The 24,437-nt window shown below is 38.7% G+C and carries 31 protein-coding genes; 2 read left to right on the forward strand and 29 right to left on the reverse strand.

The genetic code is table 11. From position 1 onward, the window contains the following. Positions 1 to 3 precede the first annotated feature (3 nt). Genes H5S41_RS03815 through cobD form a run of 13 tightly spaced genes read right to left on the reverse strand, consistent with a single transcriptional unit; the run spans position 4 to position 11,852 of the window. Positions 4 to 780 (reverse strand): sirohydrochlorin cobaltochelatase, encoded by a 777-nt coding sequence (locus H5S41_RS03815; protein ID WP_182602400.1) that lies wholly within the window; start codon positions 778 to 780, stop codon positions 4 to 6. Beyond that, complete coding sequence (cobA, locus tag H5S41_RS03820; protein ID WP_182602401.1) at positions 773 to 2,167, reverse strand: uroporphyrinogen-III C-methyltransferase; 1,395 nt, start codon at positions 2,165 to 2,167, stop codon at positions 773 to 775. The genes H5S41_RS03815 and cobA overlap by 8 nt, the downstream gene beginning before the upstream one ends. Then, positions 2,157 to 2,915, reverse strand: coding sequence for a precorrin-6A reductase (gene cobK / locus H5S41_RS03825; protein WP_182602402.1), 759 nt, complete (start codon positions 2,913 to 2,915; stop codon positions 2,157 to 2,159). The genes cobA and cobK overlap by 11 nt, the downstream gene beginning before the upstream one ends. Further along, a complete protein-coding gene (gene cobJ, locus H5S41_RS03830; RefSeq protein ID WP_003675137.1) occupies positions 2,912 to 3,637 on the reverse strand; it encodes a precorrin-3B C(17)-methyltransferase in 726 nt (241 codons plus the stop codon). Before cobJ ends, cobK begins: the two co-directional genes overlap by 4 nt. An 11-nt stretch (positions 3,638 to 3,648) precedes the next feature. Continuing rightward, entirely contained in the window at positions 3,649 to 4,704 is a 1,056-nt protein-coding gene (locus tag H5S41_RS03835) for a cobalt-precorrin 5A hydrolase (RefSeq protein ID WP_182602403.1), read from the reverse strand. A gap of 2 nt (positions 4,705 to 4,706) precedes the next feature. Then, complete coding sequence (locus H5S41_RS03840) at positions 4,707 to 5,468, reverse strand: cobalt-precorrin-4 methyltransferase (RefSeq protein WP_153709170.1); 762 nt, start codon at positions 5,466 to 5,468, stop codon at positions 4,707 to 4,709. A 14-nt stretch (positions 5,469 to 5,482) separates the two neighbouring features. Continuing rightward, complete coding sequence (locus H5S41_RS03845; RefSeq protein WP_182602404.1) at positions 5,483 to 6,037, reverse strand: decarboxylating cobalt-precorrin-6B (C(15))-methyltransferase; 555 nt, start codon at positions 6,035 to 6,037, stop codon at positions 5,483 to 5,485. Further along, positions 6,030 to 6,629: a cobalt-precorrin-7 (C(5))-methyltransferase gene (locus H5S41_RS03850; protein ID WP_182602431.1), complete on the reverse strand. Its 600-nt coding sequence runs from the start codon at positions 6,627 to 6,629 to the stop codon at positions 6,030 to 6,032. Before H5S41_RS03850 ends, H5S41_RS03845 begins: the two co-directional genes overlap by 8 nt. Further along, a complete protein-coding gene (gene cbiD, locus H5S41_RS03855; protein ID WP_182602405.1) occupies positions 6,626 to 7,777 on the reverse strand; it encodes a cobalt-precorrin-5B (C(1))-methyltransferase CbiD in 1,152 nt (383 codons plus the stop codon). Before cbiD ends, H5S41_RS03850 begins: the two co-directional genes overlap by 4 nt. After that, positions 7,755 to 8,441, reverse strand: a complete 687-nt coding sequence (locus tag H5S41_RS03860) for a cobalt-precorrin-8 methylmutase (RefSeq protein ID WP_182602406.1) — start codon at positions 8,439 to 8,441, stop codon at positions 7,755 to 7,757. Before H5S41_RS03860 ends, cbiD begins: the two co-directional genes overlap by 23 nt. 5 nt (positions 8,442 to 8,446) lie before the next feature. Further along, positions 8,447 to 9,406 carry an adenosylcobinamide-phosphate synthase CbiB gene (gene cbiB, locus H5S41_RS03865; RefSeq protein WP_182602407.1) on the reverse strand — a complete coding sequence of 320 codons (960 nt, stop codon included), beginning with the start codon at positions 9,404 to 9,406 and terminating at the stop codon, positions 8,447 to 8,449. Next, positions 9,403 to 10,767 carry a cobyrinic acid a,c-diamide synthase CobB gene (locus H5S41_RS03870; RefSeq protein ID WP_182602408.1) on the reverse strand — a complete coding sequence of 455 codons (1,365 nt, stop codon included), beginning with the start codon at positions 10,765 to 10,767 and terminating at the stop codon, positions 9,403 to 9,405. Before H5S41_RS03870 ends, cbiB begins: the two co-directional genes overlap by 4 nt. Then, positions 10,764 to 11,852 carry a threonine-phosphate decarboxylase CobD gene (gene cobD, locus H5S41_RS03875; RefSeq protein WP_182602409.1) on the reverse strand — a complete coding sequence of 363 codons (1,089 nt, stop codon included), beginning with the start codon at positions 11,850 to 11,852 and terminating at the stop codon, positions 10,764 to 10,766. The genes H5S41_RS03870 and cobD overlap by 4 nt, the downstream gene beginning before the upstream one ends. 357 nt (positions 11,853 to 12,209) lie before the next feature. Between cobD and H5S41_RS03880 the strand changes: the two genes are divergently transcribed. Further along, complete coding sequence (locus H5S41_RS03880; RefSeq protein ID WP_182602410.1) at positions 12,210 to 12,776, forward strand: cob(I)yrinic acid a,c-diamide adenosyltransferase; 567 nt, start codon at positions 12,210 to 12,212, stop codon at positions 12,774 to 12,776. Between the two features lie 59 nt (positions 12,777 to 12,835). On the opposite strand, the gene H5S41_RS03885 is transcribed toward H5S41_RS03880, so the two are convergent. Beyond that, positions 12,836 to 13,675 carry a GNAT family N-acetyltransferase gene (locus H5S41_RS03885; RefSeq protein WP_182602411.1) on the reverse strand — a complete coding sequence of 280 codons (840 nt, stop codon included), beginning with the start codon at positions 13,673 to 13,675 and terminating at the stop codon, positions 12,836 to 12,838. Positions 13,676 to 13,698: 23 nt separating this feature from the next. Next, complete coding sequence (locus H5S41_RS03890; RefSeq protein ID WP_003669920.1) at positions 13,699 to 14,148, reverse strand: flavodoxin; 450 nt, start codon at positions 14,146 to 14,148, stop codon at positions 13,699 to 13,701. 107 nt (positions 14,149 to 14,255) lie between these two features. On the opposite strand from H5S41_RS03890, the gene H5S41_RS03895 reads away from it, so the two are divergent. Next, on the forward strand, positions 14,256 to 14,684 hold the full coding sequence (locus H5S41_RS03895) for a EutP/PduV family microcompartment system protein (RefSeq protein ID WP_003669919.1): 429 nt from the start codon (positions 14,256 to 14,258) through the stop codon (positions 14,682 to 14,684). Here H5S41_RS03895 and H5S41_RS03900 read toward each other — a convergent pair. From H5S41_RS03900 to H5S41_RS03965, 14 genes are all read right to left on the reverse strand, one after another. Further along, positions 14,677 to 15,234 (reverse strand): cadmium resistance transporter, encoded by a 558-nt coding sequence (locus tag H5S41_RS03900; RefSeq protein ID WP_182598117.1) that lies wholly within the window; start codon positions 15,232 to 15,234, stop codon positions 14,677 to 14,679. The genes H5S41_RS03895 and H5S41_RS03900 overlap by 8 nt on opposite strands. Continuing rightward, positions 15,231 to 15,863, reverse strand: a complete 633-nt coding sequence (locus H5S41_RS03905) for a histidine phosphatase family protein (RefSeq protein WP_182598118.1) — start codon at positions 15,861 to 15,863, stop codon at positions 15,231 to 15,233. The genes H5S41_RS03900 and H5S41_RS03905 overlap by 4 nt, the downstream gene beginning before the upstream one ends. 147 nt (positions 15,864 to 16,010) lie before the next feature. Beyond that, positions 16,011 to 16,805 carry a tyrosine-protein phosphatase gene (locus H5S41_RS03910; protein WP_182602412.1) on the reverse strand — a complete coding sequence of 265 codons (795 nt, stop codon included), beginning with the start codon at positions 16,803 to 16,805 and terminating at the stop codon, positions 16,011 to 16,013. 69 nt (positions 16,806 to 16,874) lie between these two features. Next, positions 16,875 to 17,222: a BMC domain-containing protein gene (locus tag H5S41_RS03915; RefSeq protein ID WP_003675166.1), complete on the reverse strand. Its 348-nt coding sequence runs from the start codon at positions 17,220 to 17,222 to the stop codon at positions 16,875 to 16,877. Between the two features lie 15 nt (positions 17,223 to 17,237). Then, complete coding sequence (locus H5S41_RS03920) at positions 17,238 to 18,425, reverse strand: acetate/propionate family kinase (RefSeq protein WP_182602413.1); 1,188 nt, start codon at positions 18,423 to 18,425, stop codon at positions 17,238 to 17,240. A 23-nt stretch (positions 18,426 to 18,448) separates the two neighbouring features. Then, positions 18,449 to 19,570 carry a 1-propanol dehydrogenase PduQ gene (locus H5S41_RS03925; RefSeq protein WP_182602414.1) on the reverse strand — a complete coding sequence of 374 codons (1,122 nt, stop codon included), beginning with the start codon at positions 19,568 to 19,570 and terminating at the stop codon, positions 18,449 to 18,451. 17 nt (positions 19,571 to 19,587) lie between these two features. Continuing rightward, entirely contained in the window at positions 19,588 to 21,015 is a 1,428-nt protein-coding gene (gene pduP / locus H5S41_RS03930; RefSeq protein WP_182602415.1) for a CoA-acylating propionaldehyde dehydrogenase PduP, read from the reverse strand. A 2-nt stretch (positions 21,016 to 21,017) separates the two neighbouring features. After that, the gene (locus H5S41_RS03935) at positions 21,018 to 21,491 is read right to left on the reverse strand and encodes a GlcG/HbpS family heme-binding protein (RefSeq protein WP_153709185.1); all 474 of its coding nucleotides are present in this window, start codon (positions 21,489 to 21,491) and stop codon (positions 21,018 to 21,020) included. A gap of 2 nt (positions 21,492 to 21,493) precedes the next feature. Further along, on the reverse strand, positions 21,494 to 22,081 hold the full coding sequence (locus H5S41_RS03940; RefSeq protein ID WP_153709186.1) for a cob(I)yrinic acid a,c-diamide adenosyltransferase: 588 nt from the start codon (positions 22,079 to 22,081) through the stop codon (positions 21,494 to 21,496). A 20-nt stretch (positions 22,082 to 22,101) separates the two neighbouring features. Continuing rightward, positions 22,102 to 22,380 carry a EutN/CcmL family microcompartment protein gene (locus tag H5S41_RS03945; RefSeq protein WP_488168355.1) on the reverse strand — a complete coding sequence of 93 codons (279 nt, stop codon included), beginning with the start codon at positions 22,378 to 22,380 and terminating at the stop codon, positions 22,102 to 22,104. Further along, on the reverse strand, positions 22,362 to 22,865 hold the full coding sequence (gene pduM / locus H5S41_RS03950) for a PduM family microcompartment protein (RefSeq protein ID WP_182602416.1): 504 nt from the start codon (positions 22,863 to 22,865) through the stop codon (positions 22,362 to 22,364). The genes H5S41_RS03945 and pduM overlap by 19 nt, the downstream gene beginning before the upstream one ends. Before the next feature lie 29 nt (positions 22,866 to 22,894). Beyond that, on the reverse strand, positions 22,895 to 23,539 hold the full coding sequence (locus H5S41_RS03955; protein ID WP_153709189.1) for a phosphate propanoyltransferase: 645 nt from the start codon (positions 23,537 to 23,539) through the stop codon (positions 22,895 to 22,897). Positions 23,540 to 23,561: 22 nt separating this feature from the next. Continuing rightward, positions 23,562 to 23,852 (reverse strand): BMC domain-containing protein, encoded by a 291-nt coding sequence (locus H5S41_RS03960; protein ID WP_308738375.1) that lies wholly within the window; start codon positions 23,850 to 23,852, stop codon positions 23,562 to 23,564. Positions 23,853 to 23,861: 9 nt separating this feature from the next. Next, the gene (locus H5S41_RS03965; RefSeq protein WP_182602417.1) at positions 23,862 to 24,437 is read right to left on the reverse strand and encodes a BMC domain-containing protein; all 576 of its coding nucleotides are present in this window, start codon (positions 24,435 to 24,437) and stop codon (positions 23,862 to 23,864) included.

Below are 24,437 nucleotides of genomic sequence, written 5' to 3' on the forward strand. Positions count from 1 at the left end.
AATTCATCCCCTCTCAATTGTCGTTCGTAATTTAGCAATAAACATTTCTTGGATTTCTTCATACTCACCCAATCCCTTTAATACAGGGTGACCAACAATGTCATTTTCTTTTAGGATCGTCTTCCAAGAGTTCGGCTGATCTGATGCCATATCATTATGGGCGTGATTTCCTGCCACCATCATCAATGGCTGCATATATACTTTCTCAACCTTTGCATGTTTTAGCCGCTTAATTTCATCATGAACGTCAGGATAGCTTTCTACAGCCCCAACATAGCTTTTTGTTTCTGCAAGCATGTGGTCTAAGCAAGCATAAGTTGTAAAGGCACTATGAGCTGTTCCATGTCCCATCCATAAAATAGCTTTCCCAGATGGTAAATATGCACTTTGCTTCTCCAGAAAATTAACCAGCTGTTCATAGTCCGCAAATTTATCAAGCAACGGCGGAGTAGCAACAAGTTTCTCAAATTGTGGTGAATAATCATCGATAGCATTTTGGACTAATTGATATTCAATTCCCGGAATAATATGCAAAGATTGTAAGTAAACTTCTTCGTAACCCTGCGCTTTTAATTTATCCAGCGCTTCTTGGATACTATCAACTTTGATTCCTTCATTTTTATAGATGCGTTTCCGAACAATCGTTGATGTAAATGCGCGGAATACATCATAATCAGGGAACTCTTCACTAATTTTATTTTCAGTAGCCCCAATTGTTTTTTCACGGGTTTCCGGATATGTTGTCCCGAAGCTTACCGCTAATATTGCTTTTTTATTCACTCGCTAATTCCTCCTTTACCTTCTCAATTGTTGCTTTAATATTTGGCTGACAATTGATTACTTTTTTAAAACCATTCTGCGTTGCAAAATCATAAATGGATTGTCCCATTACAAAGGCTGTTAGATCCTTTAATTGCTTAACCTGTTCTTCATCCAATGTATTCTTAAAATCCCGTAAACTAGCCGTGCTAGGGAAAATCACGGCATTAAATTCTTCAAGGTCAAACGGCAACTCATATATTTGCCTTTTTCGTTGGTAGAGACTAAGAAATTCTTTATGTAAATAAGACGAATTTTGTCCGCCAACTTCAAGTACATCATTAGAAAGTTTGATCGTTGTAACAACCCCATCTACTAACAACCCCTGTGTTGCAAGATGTTTGGCAACACTTTGATTGCCTGCAAGAATCTTTTTACCTGCCAATGCGCGAATATCTTGTTTGCTTGCCGTAAGCAACTTAATAAATTCTTTATAAGCAAGGTAATCATCAAATAGGATTGACGAATATGCATCAAGAGCTGGTAACTTAGCTGGGACGGATTCTACTATTGATCGCTGATAAAAGTCCGCAGTTGCACCTAAATCTTCCAAGCAGTTAAATAATCGCTGCCTCTTACTATATGGTACTAATACATGGATTCCTGCAAGCGGCTTAGCAACATTCAACTGCTTACTAAGCTTAACAACATTCCCTACCACTATTAATGCTGGTGATGATAACCCGTTTTTATTTACCAATTCCACAATGTTTGAAAGATCACCACTGACCATCTTTTGTCGCCATTGGGTTGCCCATTGAATAATTGCAACAGGGGTTTCCACCGCTTTTCCATGCGCTATCAATTGATGACATATATTAGGAAGTTGCGCCATCCCCATTAAGAAAACAAGCGTTCCTTCTTGGTTAGCGATGTTTTCCCAGTCGAGTTGCTGCCCATCCTTTTTATGATGTCCCGTAATCACGTGGAAGCTCGACGCAAAATCACGATGGGTAATCGGAATACCAGCAGCTGCTAATCCAGCAATGGCACTAGTAATTCCAGGAATAATTTCAAAATTAATTCCCTGCTGTTGTAGTATCTGCGCCTCTTCGCCACCACGACCAAAGACATATGGGTCACCAGCTTTTAACCGAACCACTTTTTTCCCCGATTTTGCATAATCAACTAACATCTCATTGATTTTGGACTGTTTTACTTTATGGTGCAAAGGCATTTTACCAACGTCAACGAGGGTCGCATCATCGTTTGTAAATGATAATAATGATGGATCAATTAACCGATCATATAATACTACGTCAGCCTCTCCCAGCCGCCGTTTACCGATTAATGTTAATAGTTCAGGATTCCCAGGACCTGCACCGAGGAGCGTTACTCTACCACTCATAATTTTCCTCCAAATACTCTTTTAGTTCGCTCAAATCAGCAACTACCGCAGGATAATTTAATTGCGGTCGACGAATAATAACACACGGAATTTGTAATTGTTCACATGCGGCAATTTTTTCCTGAATTCCGCCTTGGCGCCCGCTTTCTTTTGTAACAACCACAACCGAATTGGCACGCTTAAATAATTCATAATTTAATGCCACTGTAAAGGGTCCTTGAATCGCATCAATTTGAGATGCAATAAACCCCGTTGCAGTTAAATTCTCCATCACGCGAGTCGTTGGTAAAACCCTGACATGTAATCGGTCAACGCCCAATTTTTCCGCATATTCCGGTGCCGTTTTACTTCCGGTTGATAGGTAAATATTCCCCTTTACCGTTTTTAAATACTCACAAGCTTCCTCTAATGAATCCACCATTTTTAATTTGGCGTTTTTGCTGTAAATATTCTGGCGTTCATAACGCAAATAAGGTATTTGGAGTTCATTTGCCTTGTCCATTGCTAGTTGTGAAATGACTCGGGCAAAAGGATGGGTAGCGTCAAGAATGAAGTTGATTTGGTTATCGTGACAAAAACTTAACAGACTTTCATCAGTAAATGTTGTTTCAACAACGTTTTTAGCGTGACGTTGGGCAAGTTCCGCACCATAATCACTAATAACCGATAAGACAAACGGAACCTTATGCTTAGTCAATTCATCCGCAACGGCTAAGCTTTCTGTAGTTCCACCCAGTAAAAGAATCATAAGGTATAACCTCGTGGAGTAATCATCCTACCATCTTCAACATATGTATTTTTATTACCGACAATGACAATCGAAGTCATATTAATTTCAGTTTCATCAAGATCCTTAATCGTTGTAACCTTGTCAATCTCTTTTGGCCGAGCAACATCTTTACCAATCCCAACAACAGTATCAGGCGACTTATACTTGAGAATAATATCTAAAGCCTTACGAAGATGGTGTGGCCGACCTTTACTGCGTGGATTATAAAGACAAATTACAAAGTCGGCCTTGGCTGCTGCGTCGACTCGTTCTGTAATTACATCCCATGGCGTCATTAGGTCACTCAAACTAATGTGACAAAAATCGTTCATTAATGGTGCGCCAAGATGAGCTGCGGCTGCAATACTTGCGGTTACACCAGGAATCACCTTAACATCGATATGGGTATCCATCTTGCCTGCTAATTCAAGAACTAGTCCTGCCATCCCATAAATACCGGCATCACCACTTGAAATAATCGCAACATCTTTTCCAGTTGCTGCAATTTCAAGCGCTTTTTTACACCGTTCAATCTCACCACGCATTCCAGTAACAACCAATTCCTTACCCTCAATCATATCCTCAATCAAACGAACATAAGTAGCATAACCGACAATCGTATGAGTATTTTCAATTACCTGGCGTGCTTCTTCTGTCATCAACTCTTTTGATCCTGGTCCTAATCCAACTACATATAACATCTTATTTCCTCCTATATCTCGTGTAACCGACTAAGTGCTATTGTTACTTCGTGGTTAGCGTATCTTTCTGTAGCGTTTCGTTCACCGCTCGCATAATCAGCAGCTGCACAAGCAACATTTCCAACGCCAACCGTCTTCAAGACAAAAGCCGACTCAGGATAATTAATGCTTGCGTGCTGCAGTTCGTGCGCCGAGTAAAACTCCGCTTGAATATTAAATACCTGAGCTAAATATTGAATTGCTGGTTCGTTCTTTTTAATATCAATTGAGGCTATCTTTACAATTGATTCCCATAATAACTGATGTTTTGCACAAAATTCAGCAAATGTCTGTTGCATCATCTCATTAGTAACATTCTTTCGACAACCAATCCCAAGGACATTTACCCGCGGAATAACGTGGATTGCATCTTTATTTTTAGCAAATCCAGAATGATCTGAAACGATAACTAACGGTACCTCATCTTGATGCTCATTTATCTCTGTTAACACTTCAAAGCCATCGAACTGCTCTACATAATGCCGTAAATAAGGCTCAATATATAATTCAACCTTATTACCTTCAGCTAATAATCGATTTATTTTTTTCGTGTTTTCTTTAAAATTGGGGTACCAACCATTAACCCGTTTCGCCAAAATATCGAGCGATTGAACCTTTTCCGTATCTGTTGCGGTCGTAATAACCGGATTTGCTCCTGTCAGCCTAGCAATTAACCTTGTCCATTGATTTGCTCCGCCAACGTGTCCTGAAAGCAGACTAATTACGCTATTAGCCTGCTCATCCATTACGATAACAGCCGGGTCTACCGTCTTATCAACAATTACTGCTGCCAATGAACGGACTACAATCCCTGTTGCCATTATGCAAATAACACAATCATACTGTTTAAATAGTCGATGCATCGTCGCTGTAAACTCGCCCTTAGGATAATAATTTTCTTTCCCCTGAGCTAACCGTTGTGGTAAGACGACTTCCGTATGATATGACTGTTCTCGTAAGTGTTCTTGCAATTGACGGGCAGTTTTCGCACCACCTGCTGTTAACGCTATGATCACAAACCGTTTCATTTTTACTTACTCTTTTTACGGAACATCGTACTGAAGCCAGCATCATAAAGGTGTGAGTAATTGTATTCATCCCCGAGGAACTTTCCAACCATAATCAATGCAGTCCGGCGAATATCCGCGTCATGGACCTTTTCAGCTATATCTGCTAGCGTTCCACGGACAACTTTTTCATCAGGCCAAGTTGCCTTATAAATAACTGCAGCTGGCGTATCTGTCGGGTATCCGCCGTCCTCAAGTTGTTTAACTACTTTTTTAATTCCCTGAACGGAAAGGAAAATTACCATTGAAGTTTGGTGCTGAGCTAATGACTTAAGTGATTCGCCTTCTGGTACCGGTGTGCGTCCCGCCATTCTTGTAATAATGACACTCTGTGCAACTTCTGGGACTGTATACTCAACACCCATACTTGAAGCCGCACCAAGAAATGAACTAACCCCAGGAACACATTGATATTTTATTCCGCGCTTTTTCATTTCTTCAATTTGTTCACGAATCGACCCATAAATTGAAAAATCACCAGTCTGTAGCCGTACGACTGATTTATCGTTTTTCACCGATTCTTCCATTCGGTCAACAATATCATCTAAGGTCATCTTGGCACTATCATACTTTTCAGCACCATCTTTGCAATAATTTAGTAAGTCTGTATTAATTAATGAACCGGCATAAATTACTACATCAGCCTCTGATAATAATTTGTATCCCTTTAACGTAATTAAATCTGTTTCACCAGGACCTGCACCTACAAAACTTACAATTGCCATTTTAATCATCCTTTCTACTTTTGCGCGCTTACAATAATTGTTGGATTATTCGGCTTAAAGAAATGTCCTTTGCCTAACTTATGCCAGCGCAAAACACCTACTTCAATTAATTCAATCTCCTTAAATCCATTATCCTGTAATAATTTTTCAACCTGCATTGCATTCTCAAATAGAATGAAGTTCAAGCCAATTGCACCGCCTTCATTTAAATGAGTGCTTGCAAAGCGAATAATTTCATTAAGGTGCGTACCACTGCCGCCAACAAAGATTGCATCATATTTTTGATCTGGTATATCTGCTGGGGCGGTACCCTGAATTAATTTAATATTATTCAAGCCAAATTTATTTATATTTTGCTGAATAATATCAATACCATCCGAATTCATTTCAACTGCCGTTACAGCTAGTTGGTTAAATTCACGGGCAGCTTGAATACTAATGCTCCCGGTTCCTGCACCGACATCTAACATCGATTTCTTATTGCTTAAATCTAGTTTGTCAATACTAATTGCCCGTACCTCCGATTTAGTCATCGGTACCTTATTTCTTAAGAATTCTTCATCACGCATCGGTAATAATCACCACATTCATCTCATAATCACGATTCTCAATCGTTTGCTCATCATACTCAGTTATTTGTTCATCAGGATAGCTAAGTTTCTCCCCCACGTAAATAATTCGATGGAAACCACGTTTTTTAATTTCCTGACCAATTTCGTAGGGACCAATTACTTTATCCGTTACCATTCCTACTTTCGGATGTTTTAACAAAAAATCAAAGTCTGGCGTACGACCATGACTACTCGTTAGGTAACAGTCATTCATCGATATTTGTAATTGGTGAAACATATATTGAATTGAACTAATTCCCGGAACAATTTTGATTTTCTGACTACCCAATTGGTTTTTTACCCAGGTTCCAATACCATATAAGAGCGGATCACCAGACGCAAGCAACACTATGTTCTTTTGCGGATTAGCTTGTAAATAATCTTTTAATTCAGCTAACCGAGGTAGTTTCATGTGTTTTTCCGCCATATCTGGAAAAATAGCCAATTGTCGTGATGAACCAATCACCACATCCGCTTGGGCTAGATATTTGTGTGTTCCTTGCAGCATGTATTCTTGATCACCTGGACCGATTCCTAATACTGTAATCATTGCCACTCACCCTTGATCTCCTGAAGCGGTTTGCTTGCAGCTAAGAAGCCGCTCTCACGAGAAAATATTACTGCATCAATTTCAACGTGTGGTTCACGATGGGCAAGCAATTTTTCTGCACGCAGCTTAATCTTATCGGCAATCATCTGGTATACGTCTTGATAACCGGCTTCATCAATCATTTTAATCATTGAAATTGTTGTTAAACACTGGTTAATCTTTCGTAAAAATGCTGTTGGCACGCCACCCATTAAAGCAAGGTTAGCAACCATTATTTCAGCGCGAGCATCCGCATCTTTACTATGAGTAGAAAAAATTCCGCCAGCAACTTTAATCATTTTCCCTAAGTCCCCAACAATTAGCACTTTAGTAAAACCAAGCCGCTGAGTTTCATGTAAAACATAACCAACAAAGTTACTCATCTGTACGATCTTGGCATTCGGTATCCCAAGCTCATCCTTGGCGAAGTCCTCACCATAGTTTCCTGGAACTAATACAATAGTGTTATCGCCACGTTTTCTATGAATATTCATCTCAATTGAAATTGAGTGTTTCCAACTCGATTCAGACATCGGAGTAACAACACCACTTGTTCCTAAAATCGAAATGCCGCCAACGATTCCTAACCGCGGATTATAGGTAAGCTTTGCTATTCTTTCGCCTTCTGGAACCGAAATAACGATATCAAGGCCGCGATCCTCACCTACTTCTTCACGTGCCGCAGCCTTGATAACTCGCCGTGGTGTTGGGTTTATGGCTGGCATTCCCGGCTTATTGGCAAGGCCTTCTTTAGTTACCCTCCCGACTCCTTTACCGCCATCAAGATGAATCTCATTATCGTCACGTAGCTTTACCGTTGCAAATATCAACGCGCCATCAGTTGCATCCTGGTCATCGCCGCCATCCTTTTTTATCGCGCAGCTTGCTTGTTGTTCGTCAAAATCTGTTTGCTCAACATCAAAAATAGCTGTTTTACCATTAGCTGCATGTACCGTCACTGTCTCTTGCGGTTCCTGATTTAACAACGTCCTAATTGCCGCTACTGTTGCTGCAGTCGCTGTTGTTCCTGTTGTAAATCCTTTCCGTAGTTTACGACCGTTATAGTAGACGTAATTATCTTCTGAATTATTGTTTGGTGTGACGGCCATATTCATCACCTAACTTTTCAATATCCATGTTGTACATCACAGCATTAATCAGTGCCGCAGCCAGATTACTTCCACCCTTTCTGCCGAGTGCTGCAATTGCTGGAATATTTGATTCATACAGTGCCTGCTTACTCTCAGCTGCTTCAACAAAACCAACCGGTACACCAATTACGGCTGCTGTTTCCAATTGATTTTCATTGACCATCTCAATGATTTTGCAAAGGGCAGTTGGCGCGTTCCCAATAATAAATATTTTTTGTCGTGAATCATTAGCTGCTACTTCAACAGCGGCCATCGAACGAGTAATCCCCTTCTCTTTAGCCATTGTGATAACTTGAGGATCACGAATTAAACAATGATAGCTCACACCAAGTTTATCCAATCGCCGCTTATTAATTCCCGACAATGCCATGGTAGTATCAGTATAGATAACTCCCCGATTCATCAAGACACCCTTTATTTTTTCCAATACATTATGGGTAAACTTCAAATTCCTTAAATAATCAAAATCAGCAGTTGTATGAATTGCTCGTTTGATTACTGCTTCTTGTAACGGATTCTCAAACCGATAATCAGGGTCTATTTTTTCAATTTCTTCTTGAATAATTTGAAAACTCTTATCGGTTATTTGATGGGGAATTGTAATATAGCTTTCTTTTTCCATCCTTCTCACTTCCAAATAATTAATAATCTAATAAGTTCAAAACATCCTAAGCTAAGTAATGACGTCATATACAACATCGTAATCGTCCGTCTTAAATGCCAGTTAGCTGCAACTACCAAATGATTATTTCCAATGTATGGCTTTTTTACTAACTCGCCAAAGTAATAGTGCGGGCCACCCAGCTGAAGGTGAAGTGCCCCTGCTACTACCGCCTCACTAAATGCGCTATTGGGACTTAAGTGCTTCTCACAATCTCTTTTACCAACTGCAACCGCTTCCCTAGTATCATCACGAAGCACCCAACTGCTGATTATCAGGAAAAGCCATGTTAATCGAGCGGGGATGTAGTTTGCGATGTCATCTACCTTAGCGGAAAATTCACCAAAATCCCGATACTTTTCATTTCTATATCCAACCATCGAATCTAGCGTGTTGATTGCTTTATACATTAATCCGAGAACCGGCCCGCCGATAACTAAAAACAGCAGCGGGGCGACCACACCGTCACTCGTATTTTCAGCAACCGTCTCAATGGTCGCTTTGGTAACCTCCTCGGCACTTAATTTCTCGGTGTCGCGGCCAACAATCATCCCTACTTGGTAACGCGCTTTTTTAAGGTTACCCTGCTTAAGACTTTTCATTATTTTTTCTGCCTCAATTGCTAATTGCCGAGCAGATAAACAAGTGTAACTTAAGTATATCCCTACAATCATGTATAAATAGTAATTAAACATTGCTAATCGCATTACGACATAGGCTACAAGACCAGTGCCACCGACCGTAATCAGCCATGTTGCTACACCTAAGTATTTACGCTTTTTCCTAGAATACTCCGGCTTATTAAGCTTTTTCGTTAGCACTGCGATTAATCGTCCAATTGCTTTTACTGGGTGTGGCCAAGGATGGGGATCACCAATTAAAAGATCGAGGATAAACGCGAGCAACACCATAATTACAATGTTCATTGCACCTCAGCTCCTAAATTACGCAAAAATTGAATAAATAATTGCTGATTTTGATAGAAATGAACGTGGAGGTAGCTAGCAAACGTTCTTCTTACTTGATATCCGCCATCCCATGTATCTACTATCTTGTTGTCTCGGATTTTCTGCATATTAAGAACTGGAGTTAGATGCTTATCTAGAGGTGTAAACGTAGAATGGTGAAATTCATGTCCAATAATTTCTTGTCCCTTGTTTCCTAGCAAGCAATCTTGTTTAGGATAGGCAACACAATAGCCAAACTTTTTTAAACGGGGAGTCATCTGACTTTCGCCATTAAAAATTCCTACCATTGAGTACTTCTTATTCTCTTCTCGTAATGTTTTCCCCAAGTACATCAAGCCGCCACACTCAGCATAAATTGGCTTTTGGGCTTGAGAAAATGCCATTATTTCGTTTTTCATTGCTACATTTGCGGCCAGCTGGGCAGCAAACTCTTCTGGGTAGCCGCCTCCAAAATACAAAGCATCCACATTAGGAAGCTTCTTGTCTTTAAGCGGGCTAAACGGAACTAATTCAACCCCTGCTTTTTTAAGCAAGCTTAAGTTGTCCGCATAGTAGAAGTTAAACGCCTTATCCTTAGCGAGACCTAGCCGGAATTTCACTCTTATTTTGGAAAATGGATCGCGATAAACATTAGTAAGCGGTCGAGCAATTTCAACCAGCTGATCAAGGTCAATATGCTTCTTAACTTCTTCCGCTATTAATGAAATTTTTTTATCAATGTTTGGCAGCTCATCATCTGGAACTAATCCCAATTGGCGCGATGGCAAACTCATTGCTGCATTGTGCGGTAGGTAACCTAAAACCGGTAAGTTCAAGTATCGATGAATCGCTCCTGCAATCAGTTCATAATGATTTTTGCTCATTACATTATTAATAATGACTCCCTTTATCGGTACAGCAGGATCAAACTCAATAAATCCCTTTAAGATTGCTGCGGCTGAAGTAGAAGTAGCCCGCGCATTAATTACTAAAATAACTGGAATATTTAATTGTTTGGCAATACTAGCAGTCGAATAAGCATCTTTATCTGTCCCAAGTCCGTCATATAATCCCATAACGCCTTCAACAATTCCTAAATCAATCCCTTTTGTGTTAGCCGTGAATAAATAGTTTAATGTTGCTGGTTCGGGTACAAGATAATTATCGAGATTACGTGCGGGGCGTTTTGTTATTCTGGTATGAAACTTTGTATCAACATAATCAGGGCCTACCTTATATGATTGAATTTTGTACTGGTCATTCAATGCTTTTAAGATCCCGAGAACTGCTGTCGTTTTGCCTGAGCCACTTGTTACCCCTGCGATTAAAACTTTTTTCATCGTTCACCACGCCCTAAAACTTTCTTTAGCGTATTCACAAGCATTACATTATCCTGTGGTCCCTTCACTGCCACTCGATAATATTCTGATCCAAGTCCTTCATAGTCGTCACATTGGCGAATTAAAATCCGTTGCCTTATTAACTTCTCTCTTAATTCGGGGTCAGAGCACTTAAACAAGAAGAAATTGGTAACACTAGGAAAGACTTTTATTGCTTTAATTTTTCTAAGTGCTTCATATAACGCCGGTTGTTGTACATCCAGCCATTGGTGAGTTAATTCTATATATCTCTTAGCCCTAAACATATTTTGACCAAATACATCAGCGATTCCATTAACCGACCATGTATTTTCTTGGACCTTCATTAAAGCTTTCAACTTGTTATTTTTTGTAATTCCATAGCCTAGCCTTAATCCTGGTATTGCAAAAAACTTAGTTGCAGCACGAACAATGTATACTCGGTCTTGATCCGTCAACTCGGTAACAAAGCTTTGCTGGCTACCAACTGTCAAATCGATAAAAGATTCATCTAAAATTAACAATCGATGATGCTTATTGCAGAAATCGGTAAGCATCCTCAAATCTTTAGGAGAAATTACCTGACCGGTAGGATTATTAGGACTGGTTAAACAAATGACGGTTATTTCATGATGGGCCCTTAGCAAATCAAGAAGGTTATCCATCTTAAGGGTAAAATCATTCTTCTCTTGTAACTGATAATGGTGGACTTTTACTCCCGTCCGCTTAAATAAACGTTCATATTCGCCAAACGTTGGTGCTAATATTAATGCATCAGTCGCTTTTTCAGCCCTAATAGCTTCATCCAATATTTCAGTAGCGCCATTTCCAACAAATACATCATCTGCATCTACATCAAGCTGCCCTGCAATTGCCTTCTTTAATTCAGGATACTTCGGATTAGGGTATACTTCGATGTTAGCAAATGACTGTACTAATACATTCCAAAGGTCAGAAGGAAAACCTAGTGGATTAATATTTGCACTAAAGTCCTTAATCTCTTCAACAGGGACATTTAATTTTTCCGCTACTTCCTCAATATTTCCGCCATGATGAATTTTACTCACAATACCACCGCCAGTTCTATAGTAAGCGTTTTCTTATACGCTTATTAGATTACGATGTTCAATTCACAAGTTCAATAGTTAACAACAGATATGACAAAGAAAGATTAATCATATTTGGATTAGTTAAGAAAAAATAATTATTAGTTTCTTGCAGTCCCTATTTTTGTCTTTTTTTGCAAATCTATTAGTATATTTTTGTAATTTTCGTTAACCACCCTTTTATTTCGATATGATAGCATTATTTTTTTGAGCTTTTTGGTTGCTTTTAGTATTATTTAGTCTACTATTGAAAAATCAGCCGACTCATTATTGTTTAAGTAGTAAAATTAGAGCAAAATAGTGAAAGGATTAATCCAAATGAAAATCTACACCAAGAATGGCGACAAGGGTCAAACAAGAATCATTGGAAAGCAAATTCTATTCAAAAGCGATCCACGCGTTGAGGCCTATGGAGAAATCGATGAGCTTAATTCATGGGTCGGTTATACCATATCACTTTTAACCTCGCAAACAGCAAAGTTATCTAATGAACTGGAAGAAATACAACAACTACTATTTGATTGCGGTCACGATTTGGCGACTCCTGCTGAAGATGAACGACATTCATTTGAATTTCATCAAAAAGAGCCAACAGCTTGGCTTGAACAAAAGATTGACACTTATACAGAAGTGGTTCCAGCAGTTAAAAAGTTTATTCTTCCTGGTGGCAGTCAGGTAGCTTCTGCACTTCATATTGCACGAACAACTACTCGTCGCGCAGAAAGACGCATCGTTCTATTGATGCAGGAAGAAGAAATAAATCAAGATGTTTTGACCTTCATTAACCGCCTTTCTGATTACTTCTTTGCAGCCGCCCGATATGCCAACTACCTTGATCAACAACAGGATGTACTCTATCGCAACAGTAAAGACGTGTTTCATTAGTCCAACAAAAAAAGAGAAATTACACTTCAGAATTAATTAATCTGAGTGTAGTTTCTCTTTTACTTTACAAAGATATTTTGAAATTGCGGATGTGTTTCTAAATAGCTTTTAGCAAATGGGCAATTAGCCTTTACCTGGTGATCCGCCCCTTCAACAAGCCACATTAGCGTTGTCATTATCTTATTTGCAAGTCCTTGACCGCGATATTCAGAAGCCACTGTAACTTCTTCAATCACTACCGTTTTTCCCTCTGAATTATCCAGTGTGATTGTCGCAATCTTAGCTCCTGAACCATCTAATAATGCCAATTCATTGGGCGAATAACAGAAATTATGCCCCATATCAATACATGCTTGATATGGCAAGTTGCTTTCACCAATAAATTTGGCAAAATCTTTAATATCCTGAGCTAAACGTCTTGCAAGTTTTGCATCATGATTACGGCCGTCTTTGAAGACTGATTGGACATTACCAATCGCAATTGTACAATTCATTACCCTCATCCCCAAGTAGCGTAATACCTGGTGAAGGTGTGCATTAGCAATAATTCCTCCCTTTTCGCCTGCAGAATCTGTCATTGCTAATACCGGCTTTCCTATCAAATGCTGGTTGGGCGAAGGAACTGAAAGAACATCCAATGCGTTTTTCAATCCCCCTGGAATCGAATAATTATACTCCTGTGTCACAATCAGTAATGCATCAACACTATCTGTTGCTTTTCTAAATGCTTGCCATTCGATTGGCGGCTTTTTCTCTAAATCCGGATTATAGAACGGTAAGATCGAGTAATTCAACTCTACAAACTCGAGACTAGTAGGAAGAGCAGTAAAATAATCAGCTACCTTTCGACTGTATGAATCTTTACTTAAGCTACCAATTAATACCCCAACTCTTGCCATTATAACCATTCCTTTCAAACTACTTACTTAGTCGCAGTTTCAACCAATCCTTTTGCAAATGTATTTAAACGTTCAATATCTTCTTCATAAGGTTCTAAATCGATCTTCACCTTTTCAGCTCCTGATGTTGCCCCTGCCTTTTTAAATGCTTCATCAAAGTGATCTACGGTTGTATTAAAATATTCACCATAAAATTTATCACCTGAGCCTGCAACTCCATATACCTTGCCCGTTAAATCCGTTTCCTGGAGGTCATCATAGAAATCAAGTCCCTCTTCGGGCATTGCGCCTTCGTCATATGTATATGCGCATACAACTAAAATGTCCGCCTTAGCAAACTCAGTAACATCTGTCTGAGAAATCTCTGACTCAATCACCTTTACGTTTAAATTTGTTAAGCTATCACAAACAATATTTGCAACTTCCTCATTATTGCCAGTCATTGTGGCATAAACTACATGTGCCGTTAACATTTTGTATTCCTCACTTAATTATCTAATATTCCATGGCTATGTGTAACCGCTTTTATTATAATACAGTTAAATAGTATAATTTTATAGAATTTACTGGAGGTAGTAACATGAAAAGGACTATGTTTATTGGAGCCATTGCTTGTGGAAAAACGACACTTACTCAACGGTTAGAACATCAGCAAATTAGATATAACAAAACCCAAGCTGTTGAGTTCACTTCAAACATCATCGACACACCAGGTGAATACATGGAACACCACAATATGATGAGCACGCTCCGTGTAACTTCAATGGATGCGGATATCGTGGTTTTATTACAGAGTGCTGTTGATAAGCGGTTAGTTTTCCCTGCTGGTTTCTGCTCAATGTTTAGTAAGCCAACGATCGGCGTTATTACTAAGATTGATTTGGTAAATGACCCAGCTGATATTGAATATTCAAAAAAACTATTGCTTAGCGCCGGAGTCAAAAAGGTTATCCCCATCTCCGCTGTTAAAAATATTAATATCGATAAATTGCTTGCAGAACTTAATTAATCAATATCCATAAGTGATTTATTAAATGACTATTCCAAATTATATATAATCCGGCTAAAACATATACGATCTTACTTCCATAATTACCATATTTTTCTAGTAATCCTGCAATCGGGCCAAATGAAATAATTGTTTTTCCTAATAAAATAAGAATAACTGAACAAATCGTAAAAATTATTCCAATCTGGATTATTTCCAGCCACGACAAATTTACCGCCCAAGGAATATAAACAGCTAAGTTATCACCGCCAAGACTTAAGCAAAACAAGAATAATGATGTAAAACCAGTGTTAATATTCTCATTATCATCATTTTGACCGAATACTGCTAGAAAAATTAAAACAATTCCCATAAAACCTGTAATCCAGTCAGGAAAAAGCGCCGCTAACCCTTTTCCTAACACTACTCCTAGAATCCATAACGTAATTGTTGCCGTAACAAAAGCAGTAATCGGCAATCGATAGTTATAGTTTCGTAAAACGAATAATAAGGCAATGAAAGTATCAATGTTCAACCCGATAAAAATCATTAGGACTGCCAAAAGATTCATAATTTACCAATTCCTTTAAGTGGCCTGTTATAATAACATACCTTCTGCTTTCCAATCACCGGATCAACTTGAATTTTGCTAACACTCAAGTTTTGCGGGTTCTTAAAAGCAGTACCATCTGTGTTATTCAAACACAAAGAGATAATATTTTTAATTACCCAGCCGTGTGTCACAACTAGGATCGTTTGACTAGGGTATTTTCGTGAGATTTCAGTAACAAACGTCCAGACTCTCTTCCGTGCATGTGCGAAGCTTTCACCATTATTAATTTCAATCGAGTGCGGATAAACATCATTGGTCTCCGAATCAAAATACGTTGTGTACTGCCTTTTCAAGTCATCAATTGCCGTTCCGTTCCACTGTCCATATGAAATTTCTGACAGTCGTGAATCAACCCGCACATTAATATTGGTGTGATTACAAATAATTTTACTGGTTGCTAATGCCCGCTTTAACGGACTAGTGTAAGCAAAATCAATTTGGTTGTGTTTTAACACTTCTTGATAGGCTTTTGCATCTGCAATCCCACGCTCTGTCAGTGTTGCAAGCCTATTATTTAGTGTTCCCTGAATATAATTTAGCCGATTCGCATAAGTTTCACCATGGCGGATTAAAAGAAGAGTTGTCATTACTATCACCTAAAATAATTATGTATAAGTAAAGCAGTTAATAATGTTACCGCTTTACTTATTTTAATCATATCGTAAGATGGGCAAAAGCTTAACCGTAAAATTAAGCTTTTGCCCATCTTTACTCAAGTATTCAAACAACTTAAATTACTTTTCTAAGTACAGATACTTTAACTGTTCAACCATTGAATTACTAATTTGCAATACATCATGTAAATAATTTTGCATTCCGCCATATTTAGAATTGATTAGAGAGATTGCCTGATCATAATAACACTTGTTAGCTGTTGAAAGATCATAAATTGAGTGCAAGTAATTCTCACCCAAATCAGCCTCCACAGCAAAGCGCAACCGTTCCTTTATTCTTTTAACAGAAGTCTTATTAGTTAAAATATAATCCTCATAAATTGTGGATTCTGGAACACCTAACAAACTTAGCAAGTAAATAGCTGCTAACCCTGTTCGATCTTTTCCTGCCGAACAATGGAACAAAATTCCGCCTTGCGTTGAATGCAGGCATAGTTTTTTTATAAATTGATGAAAAGCTTCCTGCGCCTGCTCATCAGTAACAAATTGGCGATATACAGATAGCATCCGATTAAATCCCGCTCGCGGATCTTTGGAAAATACTTTCCGCGCTTCAATAATATCAACGTTGCTTTCAGTAATATCATTATCAAATACTGGTATTCGAATATACTTTATCAATGATGTTAATTGGTCTGGATACAATGCAACTTCTGATGTTGAGCGAAAATCAATCACTGCCCTTATACCATACCTATAAAGTTCTCGTTGCTCAAATCGATCAAAATAGGAGAGATGCGCAGAACGAACGAGATTATTCCATTTTAAGACCTGACCGTTTAGCGTCTTATACCCGCCAAGATCACGGAAATTAAAACCATTATTAAACGTCAAGATCCGCTGGTGCATCGTCATTTTGCATCCCCCTCCTTTCTAAAGAAGTGTATCCATTCATATGATTTACTGAATGAATACACTTCTAAACTATGTTCGTGTAATCTCAGGAACATCAAAACCTAGTAATGCATGTAGTTTATCAACAACATGACGCAATGCCGATTCAACCTCGGAAACTTCACCGACGATAACAACTGACCCACTAAAACGATCAATAAAGCCTAACGTAACGTTACTAGATTTTGTTGCAATATCACCAGCAATAATTGATGCTTCACTAGGCGTAATTGTTAGAATCCCAAGTGCATTTTTAGGTGTCTGAATTCCCAATTTTTCGTAAATATCTGGCGTAGGATTGGCTACAATATGGGCTAATGTCACCTGCTTACCTGGAACATATTCTTGAATTGTTCGTTGAATATCCTGTCTAGCCATAACACCATCCCTATCCTAATGTTGCTGAGTTACATTCATTACATCACGAGCAATAATGATTTCTTCGTTTGTCGGAATAACTGCAACCTTAACTTTACTATCCGGTGCTTCAATGCTAAGTGCATTCTGCTTATTCTTTTCTTCATCAATCTTAACCCCGAGATAATCAAGGTTTTTACAAATTTGACTACGAATATAAGCAGCATGTTCGCCAATTCCCGCAGTAAATACTAAGGTGTCTAATCCATCAAGGTCAGTTGTATAAGCACCAATATATTGCTGAATCGAGTGAACAAATACATCTAATGCTAACTGAGCACGTTCATTGCCATTTTTAGCCGCACTTTCAATTTCTCGTTCATCATTAGAAATCCCTGATAATCCCTTTAAACCGGAATCTTCATTCATGATTCGGCGCATTTCGTGAGAATCAATATTAAGTTCTTCTTCTAAAAATGGAATTATTTCTGGATCAATATCCCCACAACGGGTTCCCATTACAACCCCTGCTAAAGGCGTAAAGCCCATTGATGAGTTAACTGACTTCCCGTCTAAAATTGCTGAAACGCTCGATCCATTACCCAAATGGCATGTAATCATGCGGCGCGTCTTTTCTTTTCCAAATAATTCCCGTGCCTTTTCAGAAACATATTGATGGGAAGGAGCATGGAAACCATAACGACGAATTTGATATTTTTCATAAAACTCATATGGCAAAGCATACATATAAGCCTTTTTAGGAATCGTATGATGGAACGAATTATCAAAAGTAACAACTTCCTTAGCATCTGGAAGAAATTTCTCAAAAGCCTTTATTCCCGCTAAACCATTTGGATTATGGAGAGGAGATAATACCTTTAATTCATCAATTCGTTTTTCTACTTCTGGAGTGACCGCTACTGCATGTGTATAGTAGCTCCCACCATGAGAGATACGGTGCCCGACACCGTAAATTTCAGACTTATCCTTGACAACACCGCTTGTCATCAGAACATCAATTATATGGTCAATTGCTTCTGAATGATTTTTTAATGGTAGTTGTCTGGTTTCTCCAGTTTTTTCAGTTTTGTATGAAAGCTGACTTGTTGAAGAACCGAGATTTTCTGCAGAGCCGCTAATTAATAATTTTTCTTCTGGCATCAAATAAAGTTTAAATTTGATTGATGAACTACCAGAATTAATTGCAAGTATTTTTTTAGACATCTAATCACTCCAAATAAACTAAGTTAACGAATTATTGCTTCGTAAATCATCTTCAGATCATCATCTGAAGGAACAACTGGATTGCCAGGGAATGTTGCATCCTTCTTCGCATTAGCAACAACTGTATCAGCGGCTGCTTCTGCTTTTGCGTGATCAACTCCAAATGCTTGGAGGGTCATTGGACAATTCATTTGCCGTGCCATTTCACGAATCTTTGCAATCAGGCGTTTAACAGCCAAACGGTCACCAACCCCAGGTGCAGCAATTCCGGCTTTCTTAGCAGCAACTGCAAACTTATGCAAAGCCTCTTCACAGTGTTCAGCATTATATGCAACAACATATGGTAATAACATTGTGTTTGCTAAACCATGAGGAACGTGGAAGTTAGCACCCAATTGGTGGGCAATTGAATGACAAATGCCAAGTCCAGCAATATTAAAGGCTGTTCCGGCAATATTAGACGCTTCATGAACAATCTTACGTGCGTCAACATTGTCACTATGACGGTAACATTCAACAAGACATTTAGTTACCGCATCAATTGCTTCTTCTGATAATGCAACGGTAAATAAATTAGCGTCCTTAGCAACTAATGATTCAAGGGCATGAGTTAAAACATCCATTCCCGAATAAGCAGTAACACTCTTTGGTGCAGTCATAACCAATTTAGGATCAAGCAAAGCACAGTCTGGTGTCAAGTAGTCTTCAAGAATTGGAATCTTACGATGTTCTTTAGTATCAGAAATAACCGCAGTATTAGTAACTTCTGAACCAGTTCCACTTGTTGTTGGAATTGCAATATACTCATTAATCTTGCACTTACCAAGCTTTTCACCAAAGAAGCGAATTCCTTTACCGGTGTCCATTGCAGAACCACCACCGATACCAATTACAATTGTTGGTTTCAGCTTTAAGAATTGTTGAACCCCTTCCATAATCTTATCCAGCGGTGGATCTGGGACAACATCAGAGAAAATTTCGCATTTATTACTATCATTAATATGGCTTTCAATTTCCTTTAATGTGTCACTGCCTGGTAAGAATGAATCACAAACTAATAAAATTCGTTCATTATGAAGAGTTTCTAACTCTTTCAAACTATCTGTTCCCGAATAAATACGGGTTGGCATACTAAATTTTTCCATCGGCATTATGCCTCCCATTAGTACCAATTACGGACTGAGAACCCTTGTGGCGAATTCAAACGAACACGGCGAGTAAAGGTTCTTGCAGTACATGTTCCTTCACCAGTTGGCGTGGCAATTGTTAATGCTGAAGCACCTGAGTGAGCACCATTATCAGCAACACCTGTTCCAACATAGGATGGACCATTAACAACAAAGATTGAACATTGCATCCGGTGAGCAGCATTATTGATATGCTTCAAATTATTAGAATGAATAGTTGCAGTATGGTGGTTGCCTTGCTCTACTTCAACAGCAGTATTTAAGACATCGTCAAACGTTGGGCAAGAAACAACTGGCAAGATTGGCATTAACATTTCTGTCATTACTAATGGGTGTTCCTTTGGTAATTCACAGATAATTTCTACTGGATGGCCAGTGTATGGAATATTAGCTTGGTCTAAGATGTAGGTTGCATCCTTACCAACAAACTTCCGATCAGGAGCACCATTATCTTGAATGCACATATCAGCAAGTTTATCAGCCTGCTCACGGTTAACAACAAAAGCACCTTCATCTTGCATCTTCCGGATTAATTCATCCTTAATGCTGCTTTCTGCAACAACTTCCTTTTCAGCAGTACATAAAATATCATTATCAAATGAAGCTGAAGTAATAATATTATGCGCAGCTAGGTCGATATCAGCTGTAGCATCAACCATTGCTGGAGGATTACCTGGACCAGCACCAACAGCCTTCTTACCACTAGTCATTGCTTGGTGAACAACAGCAGGTCCACCGGTTACAGCAAGCATAGCAATATCTGGATGCTGCATCATCTGTTGAACGGATTCAATTGTTGGCGTTTCGATACTTACAACTAAATTGTGAAGACCAGTTGCATCAGCAATGAAGTCGTTCATCTTTTCAATCGTCCAACGAGTTATGTTCTTAGCACCAGGGTGAGCACCAAAGTATAGCGTATTTCCACCAGCAAGCATCATAATTGCATTTGCAATAACTGTTTCAGAAGGATTTGTACTTGGGCCAACAGCACCAATAACACCGTATGGTAACCGTTCATACATAACCATTCCGCCATCGCCGTTTTCAGTGACTGGTTCAAGAATTTCTGGGCCTGGAGTGTTGTATAGAGCATTATGCAATTTAGCAATCTTTGCTTCTACCGTTCCCATTCCAGTTTCTTCTTTGATATCCTTTGCCATCTTTTCAATATATGGACGGAAGCCTTCCTTGATGGCATCAATTACTTGTTGCCGAACCGCAATTGGCTTGTCACGGTATACTTCTTGGGCAGCTTTAGCAGCGACAATTGCATCATTAACATTGGTAAAAATACCGCGATGTCCATCATCGTTAGTAACTGCTGCATTATTAGAACTAGCATTATCTAATTCTTCTGCTAGGATCTTGCGAACAGCACTTTCAATATCATTGATCTGCATATCTATTTACTCTCCTTCAAGAATTCTGCAACAGCAGCTTCACAAATTGATTGATCTTCTTCAACCAATCCACCGCTAACACCAATTGAACCAATGATTTCATCATTAATCTTCAATGGAATACCACCAGCAAATGATGCTAAGCGACCATCAAGCATTGTTTCCATTTGATATAATCCGGCACCAGGTTGGATGTCTTTACTGATATCTTTTGTTGGTTCCTTCATTGCAAGTGCAGACCATGCCTTTTTAGGAGCAAGCGTACAACTTACTAAGTTAGCATTTGGCATATGGTAACTCATTTGAAGTACTTGATCAGCCTTCATAATTGCAATTGTTACGCCTACGCCAAGCTCATTAGCACGGGCAACAGCTGCATCAATTACCTTTTCCATTTTATGACGATCAAATAAGTTCTTAGAATTATTGCTATTGATTACGCTTTCAACAATCTTACTAATTTGTTCTTCATTCATTCTTAACGCACGTCCTTTTCTTCCTGATAACGTTGATAGATTTTAATTACATTATCAGTAACAGTATTTAATAAATCCTCGTAGTCCTCATCACGAGCCACAATATACAAGAAATCAGATAATCGGTTTACGTATCGCTCTAACTCAGGACGAAACTTAACATCTTTTGATAATCTGACAAATAATCTTTCGGCTCGTCGACAAATCGTCCGACAAACATGGAGTTGTGCACCAGCAGTACTTGACCCCGGTAAGATAAAGCTATGAACTGGCGGCAACTTAGCTGTATATTCATCGATTATTTTTTCTAATCGACGAGTATCTTCATCGGTAATAATTTTACTTTTGTCTGTAAAATATTGCCTTTTTTCGGTAGCTATCTCACCTTGAAGAAAAAACATCTTATATTCAACTTCTTGCAAAAGTTTTTTATTACGTTTACTCTCGCAAAATTTATCTGCCAAACTGATATTGGCATTCAATTCATCAAAAGTTCCGTAAGTTTCAACCCGCAAAGAGTCTTTAGGCACCCTTGTACCATCAAATAAGCTTGTTTCTCCTTTGTCACCACCTTTTGTGTAAATAGCCATTTTAATTCCTCCAATGTGTACTACTTATCAAAACGGTCAATTATTCCTACAATAGTACAATCATTAACATCCCTAGGTTGGTCCTCATCACGTTCTCTATCAGCACGTCTTGCACCAGCGCCTCTTACGATTAATACATTGTCACCAATCCCAGCATTTACCGTATCGGCTGCGACCTGTTCAAATCTCACCGGCTGCTGGTCTGAATTAATCTGCTGGACAATCATTAGCTTTTTCCCAACTAGAGATGGATCCTTTTGGGTTGCAACAACACTACCTACTACTCTCGCCATATACAATTTTCTTCAGTCCTAATCTTAATTTTTATTTTTTTGTAGTTACAAATATCAATCGCTTCATCAGTAATGAACTGCTTTTGATATCTGACAAGAATTGATTTATCTGGTTTAGCAGCTATTTCTCCTCTTGTAATAATTCGATTATGACTGGCAATCACTGGCGATTCATTATCAACAACAAAGAGGATTGGCCAGTCTAAAATCATCATTCGTGGAATAAAATTAACCATTTGTTCGTTAATCAAAAAATAAAATTTAACATCATAGCTAATTCCTTCTAACACCCAGTTAACCCAAGCATTAGTTTTTTCCATTGAATACAAATCCTTTACTAGACTAATTGATATATTTCTAAGAATAACTTTTCCGTTCCGCAAAAAAATTTGTTCACTAGGCGGGGCAACCTGCTGATCAAAAGAAACATCCGTACTAGTACGCTTTCGTTCTTCTAATCGGTGCATAACCTGTTGTAATAGGCTATCCATTTATTCACCCCCTCGTAATCCTTAAAGAGTTAATCTTTTTTCTTAATGATAACTTTTCCGTAAGAATTGTTACCTAGTCCAACATTTGCAGCATTGGCTTCGTCTGTATCAATATGCATTTCAAGAACGAAATCTTCACGTGGACGGGCAACAACGTCATCAAAAATTGTCTTACGTCCACCATCGCCATCAACTTCAACCTGCATGGAGTCGCCAAGCTTAACACCGAAACGTTTAGCATCTTCAAGGCTCATGTGGATGTGTCGTTTAGCAACAATTACACCTTGAATTTCAATCTCAGCGTATGGTGATCGAACCTTAATTGACGGCGTACCATCAAGATCACCTGACATCCTAATTGGCGCATCTATTCCAAGCGTAAAGTTTTCAGAACGAGCGATTTCAACTTGTGAATGTGAACGATATGGTCCCATTAATCGAACATTCTTGATTGTTCCCTTTGGTCCGATTAAATCCACTGTCTGTTTTGCAGCAAAATCAGCATGTTGCCGCAACTTCTTAAGCATTTCTATTTTCTGCCCAGGGAAGAGTTTTTGAAAATCTTCTTCGGTTAAGTGAACATGGTGATTTGAAACACCAATCGGAACGAGATTAGGATTAAGGGTTTCCTTAATAATCGCCCGAATAAGCGTCCTTAAATGTTCTTCATCCATAAATAATCTTCCTTTATTTTAACTATTCAGCGTCACTGCCTGATACTGGTAAGATCTTTTCAACTTCTTCGTGAGGACGTGGAATTACGTAAGATGATACAACTTCACCAACGCCTTCAGCAGCTTGAACCCCAGCATCAACAGCGGCTTTTACAGCACCAACATCACCACGGATCATAACAGTTACTAATCCGCTACCAATTTTTTCTTGACCTGTTAATGTAACATTAGCTGCCTTTACCATTTGATCAGCTGCTTCAATTGATGCAACTAAACCTTTAGTTTCAATCATTCCTAAAGCGTTATTCATAATATATTCCTCCTATTTTTTCTTTAATTCGTTGTAATGAATGCACTTTTTATGTGGTTCACCTAATTTTCGTGGACATTTTGGATCACCGCACATGTTGCATGTGACCTTTTCATTAGAACTTACATCCTGTTCATTATCAGGACCGTCTACTGTTTTAGAATTATCTGATGACAGTGGCTCCTCATCTTTATTAGAAGATTCTTCGACCTGTTCATCTACTTTTTCATTAATGCTATCTCTAACTGGCTCCGGTTTAATAGTCACTGTTTTCTCCATCGGTTTTTGATTAGACTCTTTCTTCTTAGGACCCTGATTTAATAAATCTGTCTTTCCTAAAGAACTTAATCCCGAAGCAGGACGACCAATAACTACTGACGTTACATACACATTCGGCAAATAATCCTTAACGGCTTCAACAGCAACCGTTACAGCAGATAGTTCACCGCTAACTTGTAATGTAACCCAGCCATTTCCCTTTGTATTTTGAATACTACTAAGGTCAACATCCGCAGTCTTTAGCATTCGATCAGCAGCAACAATAGCACCAGATAATCCATTACATTCTACATAGCCTAAAGACTTCAT

It is taken from the genome of Limosilactobacillus albertensis, from assembly GCF_014145555.1.
GTDB lineage: Bacteria > Bacillota > Bacilli > Lactobacillales > Lactobacillaceae > Limosilactobacillus > Limosilactobacillus albertensis.

Coding starts and splice junctions, on each gene's coding strand:
- pduP (WP_182602415.1), bottom strand. CDS start 21,015: ATGCAGATCAATGATATTGAAAGTGCTGTTCGCAAGATCCTAGCAGAA.
- H5S41_RS03925 (WP_182602414.1), bottom strand. CDS start 19,570: ATGGAAAAATTTAGTATGCCAACCCGTATTTATTCGGGAACAGATAGT.
- H5S41_RS03835 (WP_182602403.1), bottom strand. CDS start 4,704: ATGAAACGGTTTGTGATCATAGCGTTAACAGCAGGTGGTGCGAAAACT.
- H5S41_RS03840 (WP_153709170.1), bottom strand. CDS start 5,468: ATGGCAATTGTAAGTTTTGTAGGTGCAGGTCCTGGTGAAACAGATTTA.
- cbiB (WP_182602407.1), bottom strand. CDS start 9,406: ATGAACATTGTAATTATGGTGTTGCTCGCGTTTATCCTCGATCTTTTA.
- H5S41_RS03870 (WP_182602408.1), bottom strand. CDS start 10,767: ATGAAAAAAGTTTTAATCGCAGGGGTAACAAGTGGCTCAGGCAAAACG.
- H5S41_RS03935 (WP_153709185.1), bottom strand. CDS start 21,491: ATGAATGAAGAACAAATTAGTAAGATTGTTGAAAGCGTAATCAATAGC.
- H5S41_RS03955 (WP_153709189.1), bottom strand. CDS start 23,539: ATGGATGAAGAACATTTAAGGACGCTTATTCGGGCGATTATTAAGGAA.
- H5S41_RS03910 (WP_182602412.1), bottom strand. CDS start 16,805: ATGACGATGCACCAGCGGATCTTGACGTTTAATAATGGTTTTAATTTC.
- H5S41_RS03965 (WP_182602417.1), bottom strand. CDS start 24,437: ATGAAGTCTTTAGGCTATGTAGAATGTAATGGATTATCTGGTGCTATT.
- H5S41_RS03850 (WP_182602431.1), bottom strand. CDS start 6,629: ATGATTACAGTATTAGGAATCGGTCCAGGTGATCAAGAATACATGCTG.
- cobJ (WP_003675137.1), bottom strand. CDS start 3,637: ATGTTATATGTAGTTGGATTAGGACCAGGATCAAAAGAGTTGATGACA.
- H5S41_RS03940 (WP_153709186.1), bottom strand. CDS start 22,081: ATGGCTATTTACACAAAAGGTGGTGACAAAGGAGAAACAAGCTTATTT.
- H5S41_RS03860 (WP_182602406.1), bottom strand. CDS start 8,441: ATGGAAAAAGAAAGCTATATTACAATTCCCCATCAAATAACCGATAAG.
- cbiD (WP_182602405.1), bottom strand. CDS start 7,777: ATGGCCGTCACACCAAACAATAATTCAGAAGATAATTACGTCTACTAT.
- pduM (WP_182602416.1), bottom strand. CDS start 22,865: ATGGATAGCCTATTACAACAGGTTATGCACCGATTAGAAGAACGAAAG.
- H5S41_RS03915 (WP_003675166.1), bottom strand. CDS start 17,222: ATGGCTAGACAGGATATTCAACGAACAATTCAAGAATATGTTCCAGGT.
- H5S41_RS03905 (WP_182598118.1), bottom strand. CDS start 15,863: ATGACAACTCTTCTTTTAATCCGCCATGGTGAAACTTATGCGAATCGG.
- H5S41_RS03895 (WP_003669919.1), top strand. CDS start 14,256: ATGAAAAGGACTATGTTTATTGGAGCCATTGCTTGTGGAAAAACGACA.
- H5S41_RS03920 (WP_182602413.1), bottom strand. CDS start 18,425: ATGTCTAAAAAAATACTTGCAATTAATTCTGGTAGTTCATCAATCAAA.
- H5S41_RS03890 (WP_003669920.1), bottom strand. CDS start 14,148: ATGTTAACGGCACATGTAGTTTATGCCACAATGACTGGCAATAATGAG.
- cobK (WP_182602402.1), bottom strand. CDS start 2,915: ATGATTCTTTTACTGGGTGGAACTACAGAAAGCTTAGCCGTTGCGGAT.
- H5S41_RS03845 (WP_182602404.1), bottom strand. CDS start 6,037: ATGCGTGATGAAGAATTCTTAAGAAATAAGGTACCGATGACTAAATCG.
- H5S41_RS03900 (WP_182598117.1), bottom strand. CDS start 15,234: ATGAATCTTTTGGCAGTCCTAATGATTTTTATCGGGTTGAACATTGAT.
- H5S41_RS03880 (WP_182602410.1), top strand. CDS start 12,210: ATGAAAATCTACACCAAGAATGGCGACAAGGGTCAAACAAGAATCATT.
- cobA (WP_182602401.1), bottom strand. CDS start 2,167: ATGAGTGGTAGAGTAACGCTCCTCGGTGCAGGTCCTGGGAATCCTGAA.
- H5S41_RS03885 (WP_182602411.1), bottom strand. CDS start 13,675: ATGGCAAGAGTTGGGGTATTAATTGGTAGCTTAAGTAAAGATTCATAC.